The 24,644-nt window shown below is 36.9% G+C and carries 14 protein-coding genes, 1 tRNA gene and 1 pseudogene; 12 read left to right on the top strand and 4 right to left on the bottom strand.

What is annotated here, in order from left to right; genetic code table 11:
• Window positions 1-84: 84 nt before the first annotated feature.
• The 6 genes from rpiA (at window position 85) to gltX (ending at window position 7,683) form a co-directional block, all read left to right on the top strand.
• Window positions 85-789, top strand: coding sequence for a ribose-5-phosphate isomerase RpiA (gene rpiA / locus V3564_RS02350; RefSeq protein WP_455481232.1), 705 nt, complete (start codon window positions 85-87; stop codon window positions 787-789).
• Between the two features lie 113 nt (window positions 790-902).
• Window positions 903-1,460 (top strand): DUF2059 domain-containing protein, encoded by a 558-nt coding sequence (locus tag V3564_RS02355; RefSeq protein WP_455481233.1) that lies wholly within the window; start codon window positions 903-905, stop codon window positions 1,458-1,460.
• A gap of 197 nt (window positions 1,461-1,657) precedes the next feature.
• Window positions 1,658-3,049 (top strand): glutathione-disulfide reductase, encoded by a 1,392-nt coding sequence (gor, locus tag V3564_RS02360; RefSeq protein WP_455481234.1) that lies wholly within the window; start codon window positions 1,658-1,660, stop codon window positions 3,047-3,049.
• 73 nt (window positions 3,050-3,122) lie between these two features.
• Window positions 3,123-4,502, top strand: a complete 1,380-nt coding sequence (locus tag V3564_RS02365; RefSeq protein ID WP_455481235.1) for a class II 3-deoxy-7-phosphoheptulonate synthase — start codon at window positions 3,123-3,125, stop codon at window positions 4,500-4,502.
• Window positions 4,503-4,630: 128 nt separating this feature from the next.
• Window positions 4,631-6,292: an NAD+ synthase gene (locus tag V3564_RS02370; RefSeq protein ID WP_455481236.1), complete on the top strand. Its 1,662-nt coding sequence runs from the start codon at window positions 4,631-4,633 to the stop codon at window positions 6,290-6,292.
• Between the two features lie 11 nt (window positions 6,293-6,303).
• The gene (gene gltX / locus V3564_RS02375; RefSeq protein WP_455481237.1) at window positions 6,304-7,683 is read left to right on the top strand and encodes a glutamate--tRNA ligase; all 1,380 of its coding nucleotides are present in this window, start codon (window positions 6,304-6,306) and stop codon (window positions 7,681-7,683) included.
• A gap of 71 nt (window positions 7,684-7,754) precedes the next feature.
• On the opposite strand, the gene V3564_RS02380 is transcribed toward gltX, so the two are convergent.
• Both V3564_RS02380 and V3564_RS02385 read right to left on the bottom strand, forming a co-directional pair.
• Complete coding sequence (locus V3564_RS02380; RefSeq protein ID WP_455481238.1) at window positions 7,755-9,116, bottom strand: DEAD/DEAH box helicase; 1,362 nt, start codon at window positions 9,114-9,116, stop codon at window positions 7,755-7,757.
• A 144-nt stretch (window positions 9,117-9,260) separates the two neighbouring features.
• The gene (locus V3564_RS02385; protein WP_455481239.1) at window positions 9,261-10,034 is read right to left on the bottom strand and encodes an NAD kinase; all 774 of its coding nucleotides are present in this window, start codon (window positions 10,032-10,034) and stop codon (window positions 9,261-9,263) included.
• Between the two features lie 237 nt (window positions 10,035-10,271).
• On the opposite strand from V3564_RS02385, the gene V3564_RS02390 reads away from it, so the two are divergent.
• The 5 genes and pseudogenes from V3564_RS02390 to V3564_RS02410 all read left to right on the top strand — a co-directional run bounded on the left by V3564_RS02390 (window position 10,272) and on the right by V3564_RS02410 (window position 21,483).
• Window positions 10,272-10,348 (top strand) — tRNA-Arg (locus V3564_RS02390).
• Between the two features lie 1,999 nt (window positions 10,349-12,347).
• On the top strand, window positions 12,348-13,886 hold the full coding sequence (hutH, locus tag V3564_RS02395; protein WP_455481240.1) for a histidine ammonia-lyase: 1,539 nt from the start codon (window positions 12,348-12,350) through the stop codon (window positions 13,884-13,886).
• A gap of 1,234 nt (window positions 13,887-15,120) precedes the next feature.
• A complete protein-coding gene (locus V3564_RS02400) occupies window positions 15,121-16,536 on the top strand; it encodes an amino acid permease (RefSeq protein ID WP_455481241.1) in 1,416 nt (471 codons plus the stop codon).
• 1,143 nt (window positions 16,537-17,679) lie between these two features.
• Window positions 17,680-20,424 (top strand): annotated as a pseudogene (locus tag V3564_RS02405) (autotransporter family protein).
• A gap of 693 nt (window positions 20,425-21,117) precedes the next feature.
• Window positions 21,118-21,483, top strand: a complete 366-nt coding sequence (locus V3564_RS02410) for a response regulator (RefSeq protein ID WP_455481242.1) — start codon at window positions 21,118-21,120, stop codon at window positions 21,481-21,483.
• 132 nt (window positions 21,484-21,615) lie between these two features.
• On the opposite strand, the gene rpsI is transcribed toward V3564_RS02410, so the two are convergent.
• Both rpsI and rplM read right to left on the bottom strand, forming a co-directional pair.
• Entirely contained in the window at window positions 21,616-22,101 is a 486-nt protein-coding gene (gene rpsI / locus V3564_RS02415) for a 30S ribosomal protein S9 (protein WP_455481243.1), read from the bottom strand.
• 2 nt (window positions 22,102-22,103) lie between these two features.
• On the bottom strand, window positions 22,104-22,568 hold the full coding sequence (rplM, locus tag V3564_RS02420; RefSeq protein ID WP_455481244.1) for a 50S ribosomal protein L13: 465 nt from the start codon (window positions 22,566-22,568) through the stop codon (window positions 22,104-22,106).
• Window positions 22,569-22,857: 289 nt separating this feature from the next.
• On the opposite strand from rplM, the gene recJ reads away from it, so the two are divergent.
• Window positions 22,858-24,639 carry a single-stranded-DNA-specific exonuclease RecJ gene (recJ, locus tag V3564_RS02425; RefSeq protein ID WP_455481245.1) on the top strand — a complete coding sequence of 594 codons (1,782 nt, stop codon included), beginning with the start codon at window positions 22,858-22,860 and terminating at the stop codon, window positions 24,637-24,639.
• The last annotated feature ends 5 nt before the right edge of the window (window positions 24,640-24,644 follow it).

Below are 24,644 nucleotides of genomic sequence, written 5' to 3' on the forward strand. Positions count from 1 at the left end.
ATGGAAAATTGAGGCAATATGTTACTTTTCTATTATCGAGTTGTAATGAATGTTGCTTATTATTGATAAAAGGTAAAGCATTCCATGAATATTCAGCAGTTAAAAAAAATAGCGGCTATTAAAGCGCTTGAGTCTGTTGAAGATGATATGCGGCTTGGTATCGGGTCTGGTTCGACAATAAATGAGTTTATTCGCCTTCTTGGTGAGCGTGTTGCGGATGGTCTGCGTGTGACAGGTGTTACCACCTCACGATATTCTGAACAACTCTGTCGTAAATTTAGGGTGCCTACCACTACTTTAGAACAAACACCTGAACTAGATCTTGATATTGATGGGGCAGATGAAATTGGTCCAGCGATGACTCTCATTAAAGGTGGGGGTGGGGCGTTGTTGCATGAAAAAATTGTGGCATCGGCATCTCGTGCAATGCTTGTTATCGCTGATGAAACAAAGCTGGTGAAAAGGCTTGGTGCTTTTGCGTTGCCGATTGAAGTTAATCCGTTTGGCATGCATACTACACGCAGAGCTATTGAAAAAGTAGCTGATAATTTAGGGCTTTCTGGAGAAGTTGTATTACGGATGAATGGAGAAAAACCTTTTGAAACAGATGGTGGTCACTTTATTTTTGATGCATTTTGGGGGTGTATTTTGCAACCAAAACCATTATCGGATGCGCTTCTTGCAATTCCTGGTGTTGTTGAGCATGGTCTTTTTTTGGGATTGGCTTCGCGTGCAATTGTAGCTATGGCTGATGGTCAAATAAAAGCTTTAGAATCATTTGATTTTTAGAGAAGGCAGTTTACATGACGGTATGTTAGCACGATAAAAAGGGTGTTGAAAAATTTGGATAAAATAACGAATTTGAATTATAAAGTATAATTAGTCATCGGGGTAATCATTAAATGAAAACAATATTTTCTTTTCAGCGTTTTGCCGTATATTTTAGTGCAATTGTCGTTTTTATTGTAAACAGTGGAATGGCTTATGCACAAGGTGTGAGCGATCAGCATTTAGATTCAGCTAGAAAGGCTATAAGTGCCATTCATGCAACTGATCAATTTGATAGTTTTTTACCAAACGCGGCACATGATCTCAAGAATGAACTGATCAGCGAGGATCCAAATTTGGCAACTGCTATTTCTGATATTGTTGATAAGCAGGTACTTGCTTTGGTTAAACGGCGTTCTGATTTGGAAAAAGAGATTGCTCATGTATATGCAAAATATTTTACTCAAAAAGAACTTGATGCAATCACGGCATTCTATAGTTCTGATACTGGTAAAAAGTTTTTGACAGAAGTTCCAAATATTGCACGCGATGCTTATTCTACATTTGATGTATGGCGTTCTTCTATTATGCAGGATCTTATGAAAAATGTGAAAAAAGAGATGTCTGGAACGCTTAATTTGAACAACTCAATTACGCCTGCGAAATCGAGCTCTTCAAAAAATAAAAAATAGTTTTATTGATACTATTACAATAATACGCAATTTCTAGTTTATTTTTAAAAGCGGCGGTTTTCCCGCCGTTTTTAGTAAAATAGGTCTTTTTAGAATGTTGCTTTATAGAAAAAGTGGCGCTTAAAAACAAAAAGGCTTTCATTTGATAATAAATGATCATAGCCTATTCTTGCAGACATATGAGAAGGAAATAGTTCGTGGGATCTTTTGACTTTGATTTATTTGTTATTGGAAGTGGTTCTGGTGGTGTGCGTGCTGCACGCCTTGCTGGAGGACTTGGTAAGCGTGTCGCTATAGCAGAAGAATACCGTATCGGAGGGACTTGTGTTATTCGCGGTTGTGTTCCAAAGAAACTTTATGTTTATGCTTCACAATATGCAAAAGAGTTCAGGAAGAGCGTTGGTTTTGGATGGGAATATGCTGATCCAATTTTTAGCTGGGAAAAATTAGTTGCGGCTAAAAATAAAGAGATATCAAGATTAGAAGGGCTTTATCGCAAGGGACTGCAAAATAATAATGTTCATATTTATGAAAGTCGTGCTGTTTTTGTGGATGAACATACATTAGAGCTCTCAGCAACAGGCGAGCGGGTAAGCGCAGAAAAAATTTTAATCGCGACGGGGGCAAAAATTGCGCCAAATACTACAATAAGAGGCAGTGATTTATGCCTTACTTCTAATCAAATTTTTGACCTTGAAAAACTTCCACAATCAATAGTAATTGTTGGTGGTGGGTATATTGGTGTTGAATTTGCTAACATTTTTCATGAATTGGGTGTGAAAACAACGCTGCTCCATCGTGGTGATTTAATCCTTCGTAACTTTGATTATGATTTGCGACAGTTGCTTAATGATGCGATGATTGAAAAAGGGATTTCTATTATCTATGGGGCGACAGTTTCCAACGTGCAAGCTATAGGGAATTGTTATGATGTTGTTTTATCAACTGGGCAAACGATCAGTGCCGATAAAATTATGCTGGCTACAGGGCGTGTACCAAATACAACGGCTTTAGGACTTGAGCGGGCAGGCGTTAAAGTGGATGAATTTGGTGCAGTTGTTGTTGATGAAAGAATGACAACAAATGTGCCACACATTTGGGCTGTTGGTGATGTAACAGGTCATATTCAATTGACACCTGTTGCGATTCATGATGCAATGTGTTTTGTTAAGACTGCATTTGAGAATACGCCCACAACACCTGATTATGATTTAATCACGACTGCAGTTTTTTCGCAACCCGAGATTGGAACAGTAGGTCTTTCAGAAGAAGATGCTGTACATCGTTATAAGCGTCTTGAGGTTTATCGTACAGTTTTTCGTCCTATGCGCGATGTTTTTTCCGGGAGTTCGGAAAAGATGTTTATGAAGCTTATTGTTGATGGTGAAAGCCGTATTGTTGTGGGTGCTCATATTTTAGGTGAGAACGCTGGTGAGATAGCGCAGCTCATTGGAATATCCCTCAAAGGAAAATTAACGAAGGATGTCTTTGATGAAACTATGGCAGTGCATCCAACTATGGCAGAAGAGTTGGTAACGATGTATAAACCAAGTTATGTATATGAAAATGGGAAGAAAGTAGAAAATTGAACAGCGTATGTTATGGTGAACGACGAAGCTTTTATTACAACAAGCTGTAGGCTTAAGCTCTGGAGAGAGTACAATGATAAAAGAGTGGATGCCTGACTCTTGGAGAGCAAGGCCAATTAAACAAGTTCCAACTTATCCGGATAAATCTGCGTTAGCAGATATTGAACGAAAGCTGCGTAGCTACCCTCCTTTGGTTTTTGCGGGTGAAGCACGTGATTTGAAAGATGAATTGGCGGCTGTTGCACAGAGGAAGGCTTTTTTATTACAAGGTGGAGATTGTGCAGAAAGTTTTGCAGAGCATAAGGCTGATAACATCCGTGATTTTTTCCGTGTGTTTTTGCAAATGGCAATTGTTTTAACTTTTGGAAGTTCTAAACCAGTTGTTAAAATCGGTCGTATTGCTGGCCAGTTTGCAAAGCCACGCTCTTTTGATACGGAAAGCAAAGAAGGAGTTGAACTTCCTTCTTATCGAGGGGATATTATTAATAGCATTGAGTTTGATGTAGATTCTCGTACTCCTGATCCACAACGAATGTCTATGGCTTATCGTCAATCCGCAGCAACATTGAATCTATTACGTGCTTTTTCACAAGGGGGGTATGCCAATTTAGAAAATGTCCATGCATGGACGTTGAGTTTCGTTTCTAAAAGCCCACAGGGCGAGCGTTATGAGTTGTTGGCAGAGCGTATTTCTGAAGCTATTGATTTTATGCGTTCCATAGGGATTACGCCCAAGACGAATTCTTCATTACGTGAAACATCTTTGTATACCAGTCATGAAGCGCTTTTGCTTGATTATGAAGAGGCTTTGACGCGGATTGATTCAACTTCTGGAGATTGGTATGCAACGTCTGGCCATATGTTGTGGATTGGTGATCGTACACGTCAGATTGATCACGCTCACGTTGAATATTGCCGCGGTATTAAAAATCCTATTGGGTTGAAGTGCGGCCCTTCCATTGATCCTGATGAGCTTTTGAGGTTGATTGATATTCTAAATCCTGAAAATGAACTGGGACGGTTAACGCTCATTACGCGTTTTGGTTATGATAAGGTTGAAAATTATCTTCCTAAGTTGATCCATGCAGTTGAGCGCGAGAAGCGTAAGGTTATATGGTCGTGTGATCCAATGCATGGTAATACGGTTACTATAAATGGCTATAAAACGCGCCCCTTTGATTATGTTTTAAAGGAAGTAGAAAGGTTTTTTTCAGTGCATTGTGGGGAAGGAACTTATCCAGGGGGTATTCACATTGAAATGACTGGTCGTGATGTAACAGAATGCACAGGTGGAGCACATGCTATTTCTGTAGAAAACTTGTCTGATCGCTATCATACGCAGTGTGATCCGCGATTAAATGCAGATCAAGCGTTAGAATTAGCTTTTCTTGTTGCAGAACTTCTTAAAAAAAATCGTAGTATTGATTCATTAGCTTTTGCTGCAAATGAGTAGATAAAAGGTTGCATAACATTTTTTATTTTAAGTGTTTATGGGAGAAGAAAACTTTTTGAAAAAGGAATATTATTCAACAAATAAAACAGAGTTATGGTTGCTAAACTAATGAAATGATACAAAGGCTTATGAAAAATGATTTTCGGGTAGCAGTTGCCCAATTAAATCCTATCGTTGGTGATATTGAAGGAAATTTTTCTCTTGCCGTAATGGCGCATCAAAAGGCTAAAGAAGAAGGTGCCGATCTTGTTTTATTCACTGAGCTTTTTATAAGTGCTTATCCGCCGGAAGATCTTGTTCTTAAGCCTGCTTTTACAAAAACATGCGAAGATGCTGTTAAGAAATTAGCAAAGACAACAGTAGGGGGGACAGGAATCGTAATTGGTCTTCCGCTGAGTCGTAATAATAATATTTATAATGGTGTCGTGCTTCTTGATGAAGGACGGGTAATTGCTGAAAGCTTGAAGTTTGATTTACCTAATTATGCCGAATTTGATGAAAAGCGATTATTTTCTCCTGGTCCACGCCCTGAGCCGATTGTCTATCACGGGATAAAATTAGGAATAGTAATTTGTGAGGATATTTGGAATGACTCTTCTCTTTGTGCAGAACTTGGCAATAAAGGAGCTGAGATTATCCTCATTCTTAATGGCTCTCCATATTATCGTAACAAAACATTAAAGCGTATAGAAGTTGTTCGTGCACAAGCTCTTCAATCTGGCATACCGATTATTTATGCTAATCAAGTTGGTGGTCAGGATGAGCTCGTTTTTGATGGAGGATCTTTTGCGTTAAATGAGCAAGGAAAAATGGTGTTTCAAATGAAACATTTTGAAAGCCATATTGCTTTAAGTCATTGGAAACGAAAAACGACTGGATGGCAATGTGTTTCTGGTCCAAATGAAAGTCTTTTCAATGAATTAGCTGCTGATTATCAAGCTTGTGTTCTGGGTTTGGGAGATTACGTCAATAAAAACCGCTTTAAGGATGTTATCCTTGGTCTTTCAGGAGGAATTGATTCAGCTCTTTGTACGGCAATGGCTGTGGATGCTCTTGGCGCTGAGAGGGTTCGCACCGTAATGATGCCTTATCATTACACTTCACAAGAATCATTGAAAGATGCTAAAGAGTGTGCACATCTTTTAGGATGTCGTTATGAAATAATATCGATTGTGCAAACTGTTGAAGATTTTTTAAATACAATGTCACCTGTTTTTTTAGGGCTGCCATCTGATATTACAGAAGAAAATCTTCAAAGCCGTATACGTGGGGCTATTTTAATGGCTCTTTCGAATAAATTTGGCTCAATGGTGGTAACAACAGGGAATAAGTCGGAAATGGCTGTGGGATATGCAACACTTTATGGTGATATGAATGGAGGGTTTAACCCTCTTAAAGATATTTATAAAATGCAGGTTTATGCATTAGCGGAGTGGCGCAATAAAAACCATTTGCAAAATTTTATGGGGCCAGAAGGAGTTGTGATCCCACCCAACATTATAAAAAAAGCACCTTCTGCAGAGCTTCGGGAAAATCAAAAAGATGAAGATTCTTTACCTCCTTATCCTGTTCTAGATGATATCTTGCAATTTCTTGTCGAAAATGACATGAGTATTTGTGATATTGTTAAACGTGGGTATTTACGGGAAACGGTTGAAAAAGTTGAGCACCTTCTTTACGTAGCAGAATACAAAAGACGACAATCTGCACCCGGTGTAAAAATCAGTTGTAAAAATTTCGGACGCGATCGTCGTTATCCCATTGTCAATTATTTTCGCGATAAAAATTGAGTATTATTTTTATGGTAAAAGTTCGTTTTGCGCCTTCTCCAACAGGTTATATTCACATTGGCAATATTCGTATTGCTCTGTTCAACTGGCTTTATGCGCAAGCGCATAATGGAGCATTTATTTTGCGCTATGATGATACAGACGTTGAACGTTCTAAGCAGGAATATATTGATGCTATTGCGATTGATCTTGAGTGGCTTGGTATTCAACCGAATGAGATTTATTATCAATCTAAACGGTTTAGTCGATATGATGAAGCTGCGGAAATTCTCAAACAACGTGGTCTTCTTTATCCCTGTTATGAGACCGTGGAAGAATTAGAACGGCGTCGTAAAATCCAACTTTCTCGCAAATTGCCTCCTATTTATGATCGTGCTGCATTGAAATTGACCCAAGAAAATAAAAAGGCATTTGAAGAGCAAGGTCGTAAACCTTATTGGCGTTTTCTTCTTCCTAATTTTGAAAATGATCCTTTGCAAACAAAGCGAACGGAGATTTGCTGGAATGATGCAGTAAAGGGAAAACAGGCGATTGATTTATCCTCTCTTTCAGATCCTATTCTAATTCGTGAAGATGGAAGCTACCTTTATACGTTGCCTTCTGTAGTTGATGATATAGATATGGCTATTACACATATTATTCGTGGGGATGATCACATTACAAATACAGGCGCTCAGATCGCTCTTTTTAAAGCTCTCAGCGCAGAATTACCAGTTTTTGGCCATATAAATTTATTGACTACAGCTTTAGGAAAAGGGCTTTCAAAACGTAACAATGATCTTTCTATTCGTTCTTTACGGGAGGAGGGATTGGAATCTATAGCTGTTCAATGCCTTGCTGTTTTGATCGGAACATCGCAAAATGTACATCCCTATCCTAATCAAGCAGCGCTTTTAGAGCACTTTAGTCTGCAAGGTACGTCAAAATCAGTTGCAAAATTTGACACTGCTGATCTTTTTATTTTGAATAGTCATCTTGTTCATGAGTTAACCTATGCGGAAGTTAAAACGCGGCTTAAAAATTTTTCTATTGATGGAGAAAAGGCGGAGTGTTTTTGGAACGCGATAAGAAGCAATATTGACAAAGTGAATGATGCTGTCTTGTGGTGGAAAATTATTTATGATGAACAGAGCTTTGATACAGTGGCGCTTGAAGATCGTGCATTCGTGCATCAGTCTATCAACTTTTTGCCTGAAGGTGTATTGAATGATGAAAGTTGGAAAATTTGGACGACAACATTGAAAGAAAAAACAGGTCGTAGCGGGAGAGCTTTGTTCATGCCGTTACGTCAGGCACTTACTGGAATGGATCATGGACCTGAAATGGGGAAACTTTTGCAGCTCTTAGGGCGAGAGAAAGTCATAGAAAGATTGTTGACTCAAGGGGAGTAAGAGCAGCATTTTCAGAGCACTTTGTTTATTTTTTTGCACTATCAAAGATAGTAAGATTCTAGTTAATTGCTTTAATTACGGATTTTTATGAGCATAAACGCTGGGATATCATCGCCAAATCCAGGGGAAGTGGAATTCTTATTTTTTTGAGGGTGATGTCGTTCAGATGGTTTTGCTTTATTATTTTTGGTTTGAACAATACGCTCTTTTTGAGCTGTTTTCTTTAACTGTTTTGGAGATTTTCTCTTTAAAGCGATGTCATCTTCATGATTATCGGTCGTTAAAGTAGAGAGATCCCCATTGAGCCACGCAATTTTTTCATTGCTGATTTCTTCAATAGCGCTAATGTATTTTTTGTCCGCTTTTGTAACGATCGTAAAAGCTTTTCCGCTACGATTTGCACGTCCTGTACGACCAATGCGATGAATATAATCTTCAGCATGTGTAGGAACATCATAGTTGAAAACATGGCTTACATCTGGGATATCGAGTCCACGGGCTGCAACATCAGAAGCGACAAGAAGTTTGAGTTTATTATTTTTAAAGTCAGATAGCGTGCTCATACGCGAATATTGATCCATATCTCCATGAAGTGCGCCTACACTAAAGTTATGTCTGACGAGCGATCTAAAAAGTTCAGAGATGTCTCTTTTTCTATTACAAAAAATAATAGCATTTTTAAGCTCGTTGCCTTCATTGTAGATAAGTTCTCGCAAAACAGCCCTTTTATCCCATGATTTATTTCCAGATTTGACGAGCCGCTGTGTAATTGTAGTGGCTGTTGAGGATGCTTTTGTAACTTCCACAGACACAGGTGAGTGTAAAAACTGCTTTGTTAGTTTTGTGATTTCTGGCGCCATTGTTGCAGAAAAGAACAAGGTCTGACGCGTAAAGGGGGTTAGTTTACAGATACGTTCAATATCAGGAATAAACCCCATATCTAACATGCGGTCAGCTTCATCAATAACAAGAATTTCAACTCCCATTAGGAGTAATTTACCACGTTCGAAATGATCAAGAAGACGTCCTGGCGTCGCGATAAGAACATCAGCTCCCCGTTCAAGTTTACGATCTTGGTGTTCAAAAGAAACGCCACCAATCAAGAGTGCGACATTTAAACGATGATTTATTCCGTATTTATCGAAATTTTCTTCAACTTGGGCTGCAAGTTCTCGTGTTGGTTCTAATATGAGAGTACGAGGCATTCGTGCTCTTGCACGGCCTTTTTCAAGCAGTGTGAGCATAGGCAAAACGAAAGAGGCTGTTTTCCCCGTTCCCGTTTGAGCGATTCCTAAAACGTCTTTTCTTTGAAGCACATGCGGAATCGTCCCACTTTGAATAGGCGTTGGAACTGTATATCCCGCTGACTTAACTGCTTTCATAACCTTTGCAGAAAGACCTAGATCATCAAAACTGTTTAAAGGTGGTATCATTCTATCAATTGCTTTGCGATTTTAATTTCGCTATCCAAATCATTTATGAGATTAAATATTTTATACTATTCTAGAGGATTAAGGCGCCTTCACAAAAAAGTCAACTATAACAACCATATACGCATAGAAAGTATAATACAATAATTAATAGCGAAATTGTTCTGATAAAATACGTTCATCCCACGAATGGTTAGAGTCAAAAAGGATTGTGGCTGTTGCTTCTGTTGCTGTTGAAATAGCAACAGAATGAACAGATTTAACTTCAACATTGTCGGCTGCGACGTTTACAGGACGTTTTTCAGATTCGAGCATATCAAAGCATACTGTTGCTGTATTAGGAAGCAATGCTCCATGCCAGCGTCGAGGACGAAAGGGACTAACAGGAGTGAGTGCCATAAGGGGAGCCATGAGAGGCAAAATAGGTCCTTGTGCTGACAAATTATATGCAGTGGATCCCGCTGGTGTGGCGACGAGAATACCATCGCAAATTAATTGTTCCATGCGCACGTCACCATCAATACTGATGCGAATCTTAGCTGCTTGATAAGATTGACGAAATAGAGATACTTCGTTGATTGCAAGTGCTTCAATATGCCCTTGACATTCTACTTTTGCAATCATGCGCAAAGGATGAATTTCCTTTTTATGTGCGATAGCAATACGGTTTGGCAATTTTTGTTCATGAAATTCATTCATAAAAAAACCTATAGAACCTTGATTCATACCATAAATAGGTTTTCCTGTATTCATCACATCGCGCACTGCTTGTAACATTGTTCCATCGCCACCAATTGCGACAACAACATCGGTTTCTTCAAGAGAAGAATGTCCATAAATGGAAATTAGTTTACTGGTAGCTTTAACGGCTTCTTCAGTCTCTGCGGAAATAAAATGAAAGCGGTTTGGCAATGTAATCATTAAGAGTTATCCTGATATTCACAACTCATTTTTTAGCGTACTTCTTGAAAATTTTGAAGCTGTATATGAAAGTTGTTTTTGTAAGAAAAGTGATCTGTTTAAGATAGTGTGTAATAGCAGAATGGGATAAAAAAAGTGTATAGAAATATAAATCATAAGCGAGTATTTTTTAAAGAATGATAATTCATTATTGAAGCTGAGGGTATTATCAGTTAAAAGATCACTGTTCAGTTGCAAGCACCCGTAGCTCAGCGGGATAGAGCACTGCCCTCCGAAGGCAGAGGTCACAGATTCGAATTCTGTCGGGTGCACCAAACTTCTTAATTTTATATCGCATCATTTATGAAAATTCTACCTAGAAGAGACGAAGCTATTTTTATTAAGATGGTTATTGGGGGTGCTTGTTAAGTTATGCACAGAATAACTAAATTATTTTAGAGAAGTAAAGTTTATTGCTGGTTATGTAATTTTTTCTGTTAAGTATTTTTAGTATTTAGATAAAGGAGAGGGATACGTAATGGAAGAATTTATTACGTAAAACCAATTTATCTTGTTGTTTCGGTAATGGATTTAAATTTAAAAAGCCTATTCTCAATGTCTTCAGTTCTCTTTGTAAACAGAGTGAAGAATTTTTTTATTATTTGCTTAAGGGAATGTTTCATACAAATTATTTGTAAAGTGGTATAAATCTATACTCTTCGTATTGTTATTTTTGTAAGCTCATTAAATAGTTCGTTGACAATAGAAATGGCGTGCAAAGCGTTTTTTTAACGTATAAGAGGCAAAAACGGCTTTTTGGCACTTATACCAGATGGCTTTGTTTGCAAGGTAATCACGCTCAAGAGCAATATGATGCTCTCCAACAGTATTACAGTAAAAAGTGACTATTTATATGTAAAAGGCTTAGCAAGTGCTATTTATGATGGTGCTCTTACAAATACAGATCCAAACGGTTTTAAACAGTGAATTCAAAACAGTAATTGAGCACTATCAAGAGATAAAAGAAACATAACGTCTCTATAAATAGTAAATCCTTATGCTGTTTTATAGTATTTGGTTATAGAAGATCAAAATTATCATATCTTATCATTTTGCGGGTTTTTCTTTATGCTCTCCAGAAACATTTTTAAGAAAACATGTAATTGTTTATTAGCTAAAAGTCTCCTTTGGTACACAATAAGAATCAAAAAACACAATGTATAGATTTTATATTGACAGGGCAGTGGGTGCTTTTTTCATTGGTTAAAGACATGTATTGCGTTTTTTAAATATTGCTTCCATTTTCAAAATAGCTATATCCCGTGGTGGTCTTATGTTTTCTTTAGATATTATCGTACGGTATACATCTGTAGTGGGAGAGAAAATCCTAGCTGTATTGCTAAAATGAGTGATTTAATTGCGTACTATCATTTCATCGGTATGAGTAATTTGCTCTTTTCGGCTAATATGTCAGTTGGAGTACCCAAAAACTTTTCTGCTTACTCAAAAATTGGATCATTAAAGCTTGTTTCAAGGTTTGCTATAAAAAACCAATTAGGAGTATCATATTGCGTTGCATGAGCCTTAAAATTCTTAAGTTCAGTTTTAAAGTTGTTAAACACTGACGTTAGCACACTTTTATTATCTTGCACAAATCAGCAAAGTTTCCACAAGATATAAGCAATATGTTATAATGCTTTAAAATATCAATTCTGGAGAATTTATTCGCAACGTTGTTAAATAACTCCGAAACTAACTATTATCATATTCTGTATGTGTGATGAAAGGTTGTATATTTTTTCTTAAAGTATTCTATAAGTTCTTTGCTATTTTAAAATTTGGGCGTTATTCTGAATCTTAGAAATTTTTATTTTCATAGTTTTGATAAAGGTTTTGTATTGCTCTAAGTTATCTACTCTAGTGCACCTTAATAACATTGGTACAGAGAAGAAGCTATAAACGCTCTAAGTATCACAGGCGATAGTTTCATCATCTTAACCTTGTATTTAAAGAAAATATGATTTTAATACTTATTGTTGATGTATTTCAAAGCATATTTAATACACTTGAAGTACTATTTGTATTATGTATATTTCAAACGACAAAAAGCCAACTCTACCTCGAGCTGAGGAAAAGGACGTGTAAAAGAGCTCTTTCATAAAACGACGCTTAAAAAGGCAAATGGTCAATCTTGCTGTTTATAAGTTAAAGAATGAGCAGAATTTATTTGTCTGATAAGTTTTAATCCTTCTATAAAGTAGGCATATCTTTTTATTTTATAGAAAAGTCAACAATGCTAAGTATTATACTTTAAAATAAGTAAGAAAGAAAGTTATGACTATTATACTAAAACCGGGTGAAGTAACACTTAACGAACTTGAAGCTGTTTATTTCAATGGTGAAGTGAGTAAACTTCATAGTGATACGCATCTAGCTATCAGGAAGGGAGCAGAGCGCATTGCTGAAATTGCTGCTGGAAGTGAACCGGTTTATGGTATCAATACCGGTTTTGGTAAATTGGCCTCGATTAAAATTGATGCAAACGATGTAGCCACTTTACAAAGAAATCTTATCTTGTCACATTGTTGTGGTGTGGGAGAACCTTTAGCTGAAAATATTGTGCGTTTGATAATGACCTTAAAGCTCCTTTCTTTAGGGCAAGGGGCTTCTGGTGTTCGTTTAGAGTTGGTGCATTTGCTAGAAAATATGCTTGCAAATGGAGTTATTCCTGTCATTCCTGAAAAAGGCTCTGTTGGTGCATCAGGTGATCTTGCGCCGCTTGCTCATATGGCTGCTGTTATGATGGGAGAGGGAGAAGCATTTTTTCAAAACATTCGCATGAGTGGGGCAGATGCTTTAGAGAAAGCTGGGTTGTCTCCTATTGCTTTAGAGGCCAAAGAAGGTCTGGCTCTTATTAATGGTACCCAAACATCAACAGCACTTGCTCTTGCAGGTCTTTTCCGTAGTTATCGGGTATTGTGTGGTGGACTTCTTGCAGGGGCGTTGACAACGGATGCTGTTATGGGTTCAACAGCGCCATTTCATCCTGATATCCATATTTTACGCGGACATTATGGGCAGATTGTTGTATCGAAGACATTAGAAAAGCTTATAGAAGGTTCAAAAATTCGGGTTGCACATTTGCGTGATGATGTCCGTGTACAGGATCCTTACTGTATACGTTGCCAACCACAGGTTATGGGCGCATGTTTTGATATTTTAGCAGCGGCAGCAAAAACACTCATTATTGAAGCAAATGCAGTCACAGATAATCCATTGATTTTAAGTAATGGTGAGGTTGTATCGGGTGGAAATTTTCATGCTGAACCTGTGGCATTTGCTGCTGATCAGATCGCTCTTGCTTTATGTGAAATAGGATCGATTTCTCAAAGGCGCATTGCTCTTATGGTTGATCCAGCAGCTTCTTATGGACTTCCAGCTTTTTTAGCAAAAAATGCAGGTCTTAATTCGGGTTTTATGATTGCTGAAGTAACCGCAGCTGCTTTAATGTCTGAAAATAAACAAATGGCATATCCTGCTTCAGTTGATTCAACACCAACTTCAGCAAATCAGGAAGATCATGTTTCGATGGCTTGCCATGGTGCTCGTCGGTTATTGGTAATGAGTGAAAACCTTTCTACTATTATTGGTATTGAGACGCTTATTGCAGCACAAGGAATTGAATATCGTGCTCCTTTGAAAACAAGCCCTTTATTGCAGTCTGTTATAGAGCATCTACGCAAAGATATTGATAGTCTTAAAGAAGATCGCTATTTGGCTCCAGATCTTCATAAGGGACATATACTTATCAGTGAAGGGCATTTGTTATCTATTTTACCAGAAAAAACTTTTCCTCAACTAAACTCAAAGTGATATTTATTTTGAAACCAAGTAGAAAGAGGAAGCACTTAATTCTTGAGATACCTCATACGGAATTTTGATCTCGATGGTGTGTTTGAGCAATTTAATAAACATTGCTCAATTTATTAGGATGATATGTGTTAGATGTTCTTTCTCGGTTATCTCCTAATACCATATCTCATGATTGTTTGATTTATCAGTACAAGATTATGAAAAATAGTATTTTTGAACTGTTTTCAGGGATGCTTTAGACCATCGATTTTAACCTATCCTCTATAAAGTTATAAATTATAGCTTGTGATCTTGTATATATTTTGTATGATTGTATCTTTATTAACAGTGGATTATGTGTATCGCATCCAGTAAAATTGACAATTTTGTCGCGTGTTTTTCTTGTTTTTAAGGCACTTTGCGATTTTAAAAATTTATTTCCTTTATTTTTACAATAACTATTTTTTGTTTTTAGCAAACTGTGAAGGTTCATTATAATCTTTGGAGAAGTAAATCCTAAGATACTGTTGTTGTTACAACAGTGGTGCAAAAACAAGGAAAGGGATGGCTGTCATTCACATTTTAGATCAAAGCGTTAAAAAATAGATCTATTATTGGGAAAACACTTAAAGAGGCTATTATTGCCAACACAAAAGCTGTTTCTTGGAAAATTCGCATTGAGAGTGGAAAGATTCTTTAAAAAGTTGACTGGATCTGCGCTTTCTCAGGTCTTTGAAATTTGGTGAGCTTCATTTTATCATTGATTTTAAACCATTCAATTAGCTTCATGCTTGTTAAAAGTTTATTTGTGAGATGCCTTTTACAATTTGTTAAAAGCAATATAGGTTTTCTCAGAGCTCCAATAGGAAATTTAACGTATTTTATCTCAAATATCACTGTAAAAATTTTGAGCTTATACTTTTGCAAGTGGAAAAAACATTATGTTCATATTACATTAAATTCAATATTTTTTCTGCAAAAAAGCAGAGAATGTCAAAATGATTTAAATGACAATTATAAAAAATTACGTTACCATTTGACTTAAATAAAATGATAAAAAAGTTGCAAACTGTGAAGAAGCTGAATAAATCACAAAAAGTATTTTTTTATTGCCTAGGATAGAGTTTCTGACTGGCTATTGTTCTGTGCTTTTTAAAATATATCTTCAGGAGAAAACGTGAGGTTTTATTCATTATGAAGCCGGCGTCGTGTGTGCTACGGTTTTTAGTCGACATTGTATTGAAGAAGGAAAGAAATGGTAACAAATGAACTTAAACAAGGTATGAACAAGCGCCAGGTTATCTTTTTGGCCATTGGCTCTGCTATTGGAACGGGTTTTTTTTACGGATCTGCTCAAGCGATTAAGCTTGCTGGTCCAAGTGTTTTGATTGCTTATTGTATTGCTGGTTTAGCTATTTTTATAGTTATGCGGGCTCTCGGTGAGATGATTATTTATAATCCACTGCCAGGTTCTTTTGCTCGTTATGCTGCAAATTACATATCTCCGTTGGCTGGTTTTTTAACAGGATGGACATATGTCTTTGAAATGGTTCTTGTTGGTTTAGCTGATATCACGGCTTTTGCGACTTATATGGGTTTTTGGTATCCTGATGTTGCTCCTTGGATATGGGCACTCAGCATTACACTGATTATTACTGGTATTAATTTGGCAGCAGTAAAAGTATATGGTGAGCTAGAGTTTTGGTTATCCTCTATCAAAGTTATTGCTATTATTGCTATGATTGTTTTAGGAATAGCAATTATTTTGTATAGTTGGGGGACAGATACAGTTTCCTCTGCTATTGGTATTCATAATTTGTGGAAAAATGGTGGTGTTTTTCCCAATGGTTGGTTTGGTTTTTTAGCCTGCTTTAGTGTTGTTGTCTTTGCTTTTGGTGGCATAGAAATTATCGGGATGGCAGTGATGGAGGTACAAGATCCTCATAAAACTATTTCAAAGGCAATTAATTCTGTTCCGATTCGTATTTTGCTCTTTTATATTATGACCTTAGCCATTTTAATGTCACTTTATCCTTGGAATAAAATTGGCCTTATGGATAGTCCTTTCGTTTCAATTTTTGAAAGTCTTGGGATCTCATCAGCAGCTAATATTCTAAATATTGTTATTGTTACAGCAGCTATTTCAGCAATGAACAGTGCAATGTATGGTGCTGCTCGCATGATACATGGGTTATCGCAAGAAGGTTATGCGTTGAAAAAGTTTCAATATTTATCAAAAAACGGTATACCAATTTTTGTTATTTTATTGATCTTTTGTATTTTTCTTCTTGGCGTTGTTCTCAATTATTTTTATCATGAACGGCTTTTTTTTCTCATTGCAGCAATGGCAACATTTGCAACAGTCTTTGTTTGGATGATGATTTTATTTTCGCAAGTTTGTATGCGTCTTAAAATTCCTAAAGAAGTGCAGTGTAGTTTAAAATTTCCTGTTCTTTTTTGGCCAATAGGGTCAATTTTCTCTATATTATTTATGGGATTTATTTTTATTTTGTTATGGTCTTTTGATGATACGCGACCGGTATTAATCGTAGGTGTGAGTTGGATTATAGGACTTGTTATTTGCTTCTATGCACTTAAACTCTATTCTTCAAAAAAGAAGATGATATACAGGGTAGAAATAAAGATTAAGCCAAAAATAAAAGGCGGTTGATTTCAGGATAGAAGGATGCCCGGTGTAGCCCTTTTGGACAAGCACTCTCAAAATGTGATCAGCGACCAATCTATTCTTTTGTTGACAATATTGCCTCCCTTATAAGGAATTTGTATCAATTGATGATTGCGTCGACCAAAGCAAGCTACAGGTACAAATTACAGGATTTAAAAGGGATCTATTTTTCAGCAGAATTATGACGCGACTCGTTTTTAGAAAATCTTACGATAGCGAGATATCAGCAGTTTATGGATAATGATAACTTTGGTGTGACCAATGTGGCTAAGGATGAGCACGACTTATAAAGCGTATTGAGAATGAAAAGATAGCATCAGTGGCACGCATATCCTTAGAGAAGTAACCAAGTGAAAAGCGCTAATGGAAAAGGGAGCCAAAAAATAATAGTTTACTTAACTAAAATACGGGCGAAGCTTATCAGGAACAATCGACATATTATTGTCGCTCTGAACTGTGTGGGTATAACTGTTAGTTATTATTTATTGAAACTTACTCGATATAAAAATGGTTTTTCTCAAATATCTACTACTACCATAGACGCTTATTTTTAACAGAACTAATTTTTGTAAGATATTTGTTTGCTTATTCTCAATTTCAGGATGGTGAATGCCACACTGTATCTTGCTTTCTAGCTGAAGATCCACACTATTACGCAAATAATTTTTATTTGGACAGTTTTTTATCTTACGTTCTGTTTAGGTGTAACATTTTCATCTTTTTATGAGGAAAAGATCACAGCGTTAAAGAGTATTTTTTGAAGTGCTTTATTACCTTAATGTAAAGTATTGATGATAGGGCTTAAAAGGGTCTTTGCTTTGATTCAAAATTCTGTTTGTTTATCCAAGCCTTTACTTTAAGCATTGACAGCCATTATATCAAAATTTGATATAATGGCTGTTGTATATTGGGGAGCTTTTTTCTGGACTTTTGCTGCTATTAGAGAGACGCACGTTATTCCATTTTTGTACATTTTATCTTTTTCATATTTTGTATTCCCGCTTTACATAAAATCCGAAACGGATTAAATCGCTATGCGATTAGTTACATAAATGGTAGATTCTCTATATTTATTTTATGCCTACATTTTTTTCTTTTGTTGAGAAAAAGAAAGTTTGAAGAGAAATGATGATTAGAGTATCTAGAAGTCACTTACATTTATGTGTTTTAACAGCAGCTATTTTCCCTTTTTTATCCAGCATAGATGTTGAGGCACGTTCTCGTTCGTCCGTGTCAGTTTTGTGTGATGAAAGCAAATTACCTTATAGATGCAGTGATGGTGCAAAACATACAATTACTGATAAAGTATATCAGCTCTTTAAATCCCCTGAAGAAGAAAGTGGGAGAGACAATTCTTTCATACCGTCTGCTGTTATAGTGGCACAGGAGCTAGGTACAGTTGTCCAGGTAATGCGTGTCCAAGTTAAAGGCACTGATGGTGTAGAAGGCGGTTATGGTGTAGTTGCATCGCGAGGTGGAAAAATTGTTTTGAGCGATTCAACCTTTAAGGATGTGTCAACAGGTCTTAGAGCTGACAGTGGAATGATTGAGGTAAATCGTGGAATAGTTGAAGCTGCTCGGGTATATGCAGAGAAGCAAAAAACATCTGTTGTTTTAACTAATACAAAAATTAAAGTAGAAGGTGAGGGTATTAGCAAAGAAGCAGCTCTTTTCAGTGGAGTTGATGCGGATATTAAGATGACTGGTGGATCCATTGATGTTAAGAATGCGGCTGCAGTTTACGTGGAGGGGGAGTGCAGCTTTAGATGGTGTTACCGTTATTTCAAAAAGTGAAAAAACGAAGGATAAAAAAATACAAATAGAGAAGATGATATTGTTCATGCAGTTTTAAATGTGAACCAGAACGCTTCTATTGATTTAAAGGGTACCAATGTTATTGCCGCAGATGTTAGCGGTTTTTGGATCGGGTTGGATGCTAACGCACAGTCAAGTGTGAGCCAAAAAGAAAATACCTTAGTTTCGCGAATTAATATTGAAGATTCGAAAGTTATGCTGACAGGTAACAAATATGGCATGCACTTTGATACGGAGAAAGGAAATAGTGAACACAAACAAGGAATTGTTTTTTTGAAAAAGACAGCTTTTGAGGTTCCAGATGGTACAGCTATTCATAGTAATAATAGTACCAGTTATATTGCAGTAACAGCAGGCACAGAAATCTCTGGTGATTTATTATTAACAGCGGAAAATGAGGCCTCTGTGACAATTTTAGCTGATTCTTCTGCACTTATAGGGGGAACTCGTGTTACTGATAATTCTATTGCTGAACTTTATTTAACGGGAGGATCAAAATGGATTTTGACAAAAAGGAAAGAAATAAATCCGCAATTTTCGGACCGTGCAGTTTCGTTCATTTCATTCGTAAAACTTTCTGATAGTGTTATTGCTTTCGAACCTCCAATGTTCCAAAAGTATCAGACACTTCATATTGGAAAGGGGAGGGAAGAAGTTGATAGTGCACAAGATGGTGCACGTCTTTATCTCAATACGTATCTCAATGCTGATGGTTCATTCAATAATCAAAGGACTGATCGGTTGTTGATTCATGGTGATGTTTCTGGAAAAACTACAGTCTATGTGCAGTTTATTGGAGGGAAACAAGAGGAGCTCGCAAACGGTGAAAATGATCACAGTATTTCGATTATTCAAGTTTTTGGAAAAGCGGCTGAAAATTCTTTTCAGTTGAGTAGTTCTTATATTGCATTGGAAGGTTTGCCCTATCAATATTACCTCCATGCGTATAGTCCAGGTTCTTCTCTTGGAAATGCGCGTACTGCTCAAAGACTGGCAAAAGGCGATGGAGATTTTTGGGATTTTCGCCTCGAGAGTAAATACGTTCAGCCTGCTCTGATTACATCTGTTATACCTAATTTTGAGCTAAGGATGAAGGATGTTGTTCCGCAAGTTCCCACCTATCTTCTTTTGCCAAATGCTTTGTTTCATGTTGGATTGATGGATATAAGCAGTCAAAACAAGAAGTTAAAAGCTATGCGAACTAACTCTGGTATATTGTTAAAAAACGATGAAGCCTCTGATTTATTTGTTCACGGTTATGGTGGAGGATATAGTTATATTTCAGATCTTTCTGCACTTGAATATGGTTATGGAGGCAGCCTTGATTATAATGCCATAGAGGCAGGTATTTTGTTGAAAAGAATTGAGGGCGCGCGCAGCACAACGTCTTTTGAAGTCATGGGAAGTTATGGAAAAATTTCTTTGCATCCTCGGGATGTTGAACAAAGTCAAAAAAGTACATTCCATAAATGGTCAGTTACAGCGTATGGTAGTATGGAGGATAATACTGGTTTTTATGTAGATGGTCTTTTATCCTATGATCTGTTAAAAGGTGATGTTATCACTGTTGCACGGGGCAAGACGGCAACATTAAAAGGAAATCCCTTAAATATTTCAATTTCTGCTGGTAAGTTGTTTATGACGAGGTATGAAGGTCTTGTTTTTGATCCACAAGTTCAGTTTATTTATCAACATCTTCAGTTTCATAAGGCCTATGATATTGACGGATTTGATATTGAGATGAAAAAAATTGATCAATGGTTGGTGCGCGTTGGTGGGCGTTTAACCAAAACATTTACAGCATCTGAAAAGGATCGTGTTGTTTCCTTTTATGGTAAGGTTCACCTTGCTAGTCGTTTTAGAGGAAAACAATTTGTGCATTTTAAAGATTCTTTCCGGTTGGGTTCCTTTGGTTCTGCCTTAGAAGCTGGCTTGGGTATCAATTCGCAATTGTCGTCAAAAATTACACTTCACAGTGATCTAATCTATCAACATAAGCTTACTAAGGCAGGTTTTTCTGGAGTTCGTTTCTCTGGTGGGTTGCATTATCGTTTTTAAAGTTAATTTAGAAAAAAGTTGAATCTACAAAAATTCATTTTATTGAGGAAAAGATCAAAGAGTTGATTGCTACGATTAACCTCAAAGATTCTTCTCAGATTAGTTTTTTTGAGAATTATAAAAACTGTATCAGTTTTTATATTATATTCCCATAATAAAAATTATAAAAAACTAAATATAACCAACAAGTTACATTTAGTTTTTGGAAATCCATATTAGAAAATATTCTTTAATATCTGCTTTAAACATGCGTTTTTTTATAGAAAATCTATGTATACATAGAACAGAAATACAAAGCGCTGATTGTTATTGTTTCTCAAACAATCTGCGCATAATTTATGGAAGCTGTTGAATTACTTTTTTTCGTATTCAAAAGTTGGCATTTGAGCTAATTTTATGTTGTATATCTTTTATACGACAAAAGGTGTATAAGTTAAATTGGGTATCCGTAAACTTTGCATAATAAATTTTAAAATATGTGACGGTACAACTTTACGGTTATTGCGGATTCCATTCTTATAAAATGAAAACATAACTTAGCGTTACGAATGGTTGCGAAGAATTTCTTTTATCAGGAGTGATTGAGTTTATTTGTTGTTTACAATTTTTTTTATCATTTTATCTTGGCCAAGAGGTAATACGTATTAATTTCTATTTATCTATTTTATTAAGGCTAAGGATGGAGTTATTTAAATGTCAAAAAAAGTCATGATCGTGGAAGATAACGAACTTAATATGAAGTTATTCCGTGATCTTGTAGAGGCGAGTGGCTATGAAACAGTTGAAACACGTAATGGTCTTATGGCATTAGACTTAGCTCGTTCATCAATGCCTTCTCTCATCCTTGTAGATATACAGTTGCCAGAGGTATCGGGGATCGATGTTATTAAACAATTAAAAAAGGATGAAATACTTAGATCTATCCCTGTTGTTGCTGTAACGGCCTTTGCTATGAAAGGGGATGAAGAACGCATTCGTGCAAGTGGATGTGAAGAATATATGTCAAAACCTATTTCTGTCCCTCATTTTATCACAATGGTCAAAAACTTTTTGGAGTAAAGAATTTTTGAAACTGAATATTTTCTAAATGATGGTAGAATAAGACACTGAAAAGCTAATGAAATAATTGCAGTTATATTATAAAAAAGCCCCACCGAAAATGGGGCTCTATGCACTGCACAAAAGTTAAAATTAACGCTTTGAAAATTGAAAAGAACGACGTGCTTTTGCTTTACCGTATTTTTTACGTTCAACAACACGGCTATCGCGAGTAAGAAAGCCCTCCTTTTTCAAGATTGTACGAAGCTCTGGCTCGTAATAGGTTAAAGCTTTGGAAATGCCATGGCGTACTGCACCGGCTTGTCCGGAAAGACCGCCACCTGCAACAGTTGCAATAACATCAAATTGGGTATCCCTATTTGTTGCAACGATTGGTTGACGCAGGATCATTCTAAGAACAGGACGAGCAAAATATTTGTCGAATTCCTTATTATTAATGGTGATTTTTCCAGAGCCTGGTTTGATCCATACACGAGCAACAGCATCTTTACGTTTTCCTGTTGCATAGGCACGTCCTTGTGAATCAAGCTTTTGCACATGGATAGGGGCGACATTTTCATTAGCTTCTGCAACATTTGTTACTATGCTAAGCTCAGAAAGAGAATTAACTTCAGCCATAATCAAGCAGTCCTTTTGTTTTTGCGGTTTAAAGCACCAACGTCAAGAGCTTCCGGCTGTTGTGCAACATGCGGGTGCTGGCTCCCAGCATAAACACGTAAATTCTTTAATTGGCGACGACCAAGTGGTCCACGAGGAATCATGCGCTCCACAGCTTTTTCAACAACGCGTTCAGGAAAACGGCCTTCAAGAATTTGACGCGCTGTACGTTCCTTAATTCCACCAATATAGCCGGTATGCCAATAATATTTTTTATCTGTATATTTCTTGCCGGTGAGAGATATTTTGTTTGCATTGATCACAATAACATTGTCGCCATCATCGACATGTGGAGTAAATGTAGCTTTATGTTTGCCACGTAAGCGGTTAGCAACAAATGTGGCAAGACGACCTAAAACGAGGTTCTCTGCGTCAATAATAACCCATTTTTTCACCACTTCAGTTGGCTTTTGTGAAAAAGTTGCCATAGAAGTATCCTTTATTGAAACCCTTTAATATGAGGGTATTTTTATTGTCTTGCGTTGAAAATTTTTGTCACAGTGAAATATTTAACGCACATTATCTGCTCTGATATAATTTCTTTTTATTTACGTCAAGAGAAAATAAAAACTTATAAAACAGTGATTTATAATTAAGGTATTATAATACTGCGCATTGAGAAATGCTTATGCACATTTTAGACAGAGTGGATGCTAAGAAAGGGGGACTTTAACTCTTGATTGTATTTTGTTGGTTTTCATTGTAAAATAAACAGCAATGAAGCGGTCCCATTATTTTCTCAATGTTGAATCTTCTGCTTGTGGTCAGGCTTGGTTAGATGCTCTTGATATTCAAGGAATAAATAATGCGCTCTCTATTTCTCAAAAGTTTGGTTTTCCAGATGAGCTAGCTCGGGTTCTCGCGGCAAGAGATGTGGATGAATCTGAAGCTGTTGCTTTTATCAATCCAACGTTACGTACCTTAATGCCAGATCCAGAAAGTTTTACGGATATGCAATGTGCAGCAAAGCGCATCGTCAAGGCTATTTTAAATCGAGAGAAGGTTGCGGTTTTTGGTGATTATGACGTTGATGGTGCTTGTTCATCGGCACTCGTAGCGCGTTTTTTTCGTTATTTTGGTGTTGAAGTAAAAATTTATATTCCTGATCGTATCATTGAGGGATATGGCCCGAACGAACAAGCAATGAAGATGTTAGTGCAAGAAGGCGCCCGTTTGATTATTACGGTTGATTGTGGTGCAAACAGTCCAGACGCAGTAAAAGCAGTGAGGTTTGCAGGCGCTGATGTTGTGATTTTAGATCATCACCAAATGTCAGAGGTTCATCAAGAAGCAGTTGCTCTTGTCAATCCTAATCGCCCTGATGATTTTTCTGGACAAGGGCATTTATGCGCTGCTGGTGTTGTCTTTGTTACGTTAGCATGGGTTAATCATTTGTTGAGAAAGAAGCAGTTTGAAGAGAAGCTTCCTGATCTTCTAAGTATGCTTGATCTTGTTGCATTGGCGACCATATGTGATGTTGTGCCATTACAGGGAGTTAATCGTGCTTTTGTGGTTAAAGGGCTTCAAGTTGCTCGTTCTATGTATAACCCTGGAATAGCGGCTTTAACAAAGGTTGCGCGTATAGGTGAGCCGCTTAACAGTTTTCATTTAGGTTTTTTGTTAGGTCCTAGAATTAATGCAGGAGGGCGTATTGGTGACCAAGCTTTGGGAGCGCGTTTGCTCAGTTGTGAGGATAGAGATGAAGCTGATAAAATAGCAGAACAATTAAATCAATTTAATCAAGAACGCCAAGAAATGGAGAGCATTCAATTAGCACAAGCGGAATCTTATATTGATTTTCTTTATCAAGATCGAGAAACACTAGTGTCGCTTGTGATTGCTCATCAAGAATGGCATCCAGGGATCGTCGGTCTTCTTGCATCTCGCTTAAAAGAACGTTTTTTTTGTCCTGTTTTTGCAATTGCTTTAAAAGAAGATGGAAGTGGCGTAGGATCTGGACGCTCAATTAGCGGCATAGATTTAGGAGCACTTGTCCGTGAAGCTGTTGCATTAAATTTATTAGAAAAGGGTGGGGGACATAGTATGGCGGCAGGGATCACAATTCAATCGACAAAAGTTGAAACTTTTCGAGCATGGTTTGAAGAAAAAGTCTCTTTAATGGTTTCACAGTTACGTACTAAAAAGTCTCTCAGTATAGATGGTTGCCTTTCTGCTTCTGGTATCAATAAAGCGCTTTTTGATATGATCGAAAAAGCAGGACCATTTGGTTCAGGGAATAATGCGCCTGTTTTTGCTCTTCCCTCTCATCGGTTAGTCAATCTGTGTGAGGTTGGTAAAGGGCATATGCGCCTCGTTATGTCTAATATTGAAGGAACAAAACTGCAAGGAATAGCTTTCCGTGCTGTGGGGACACCGCTTGGTGATTTTCTTTCTAAAAATATTGGTGAAATGATCCATTTGGCTGGTAATCTTAGTTTGAATTATTGGAATGGAACTGTTAATCCACAACTGCGTGTGATTGACGCAGCAGTTGTTTGAAAAAA

It is taken from the genome of Bartonella sp. B12(2025) (assembly GCF_053795135.1).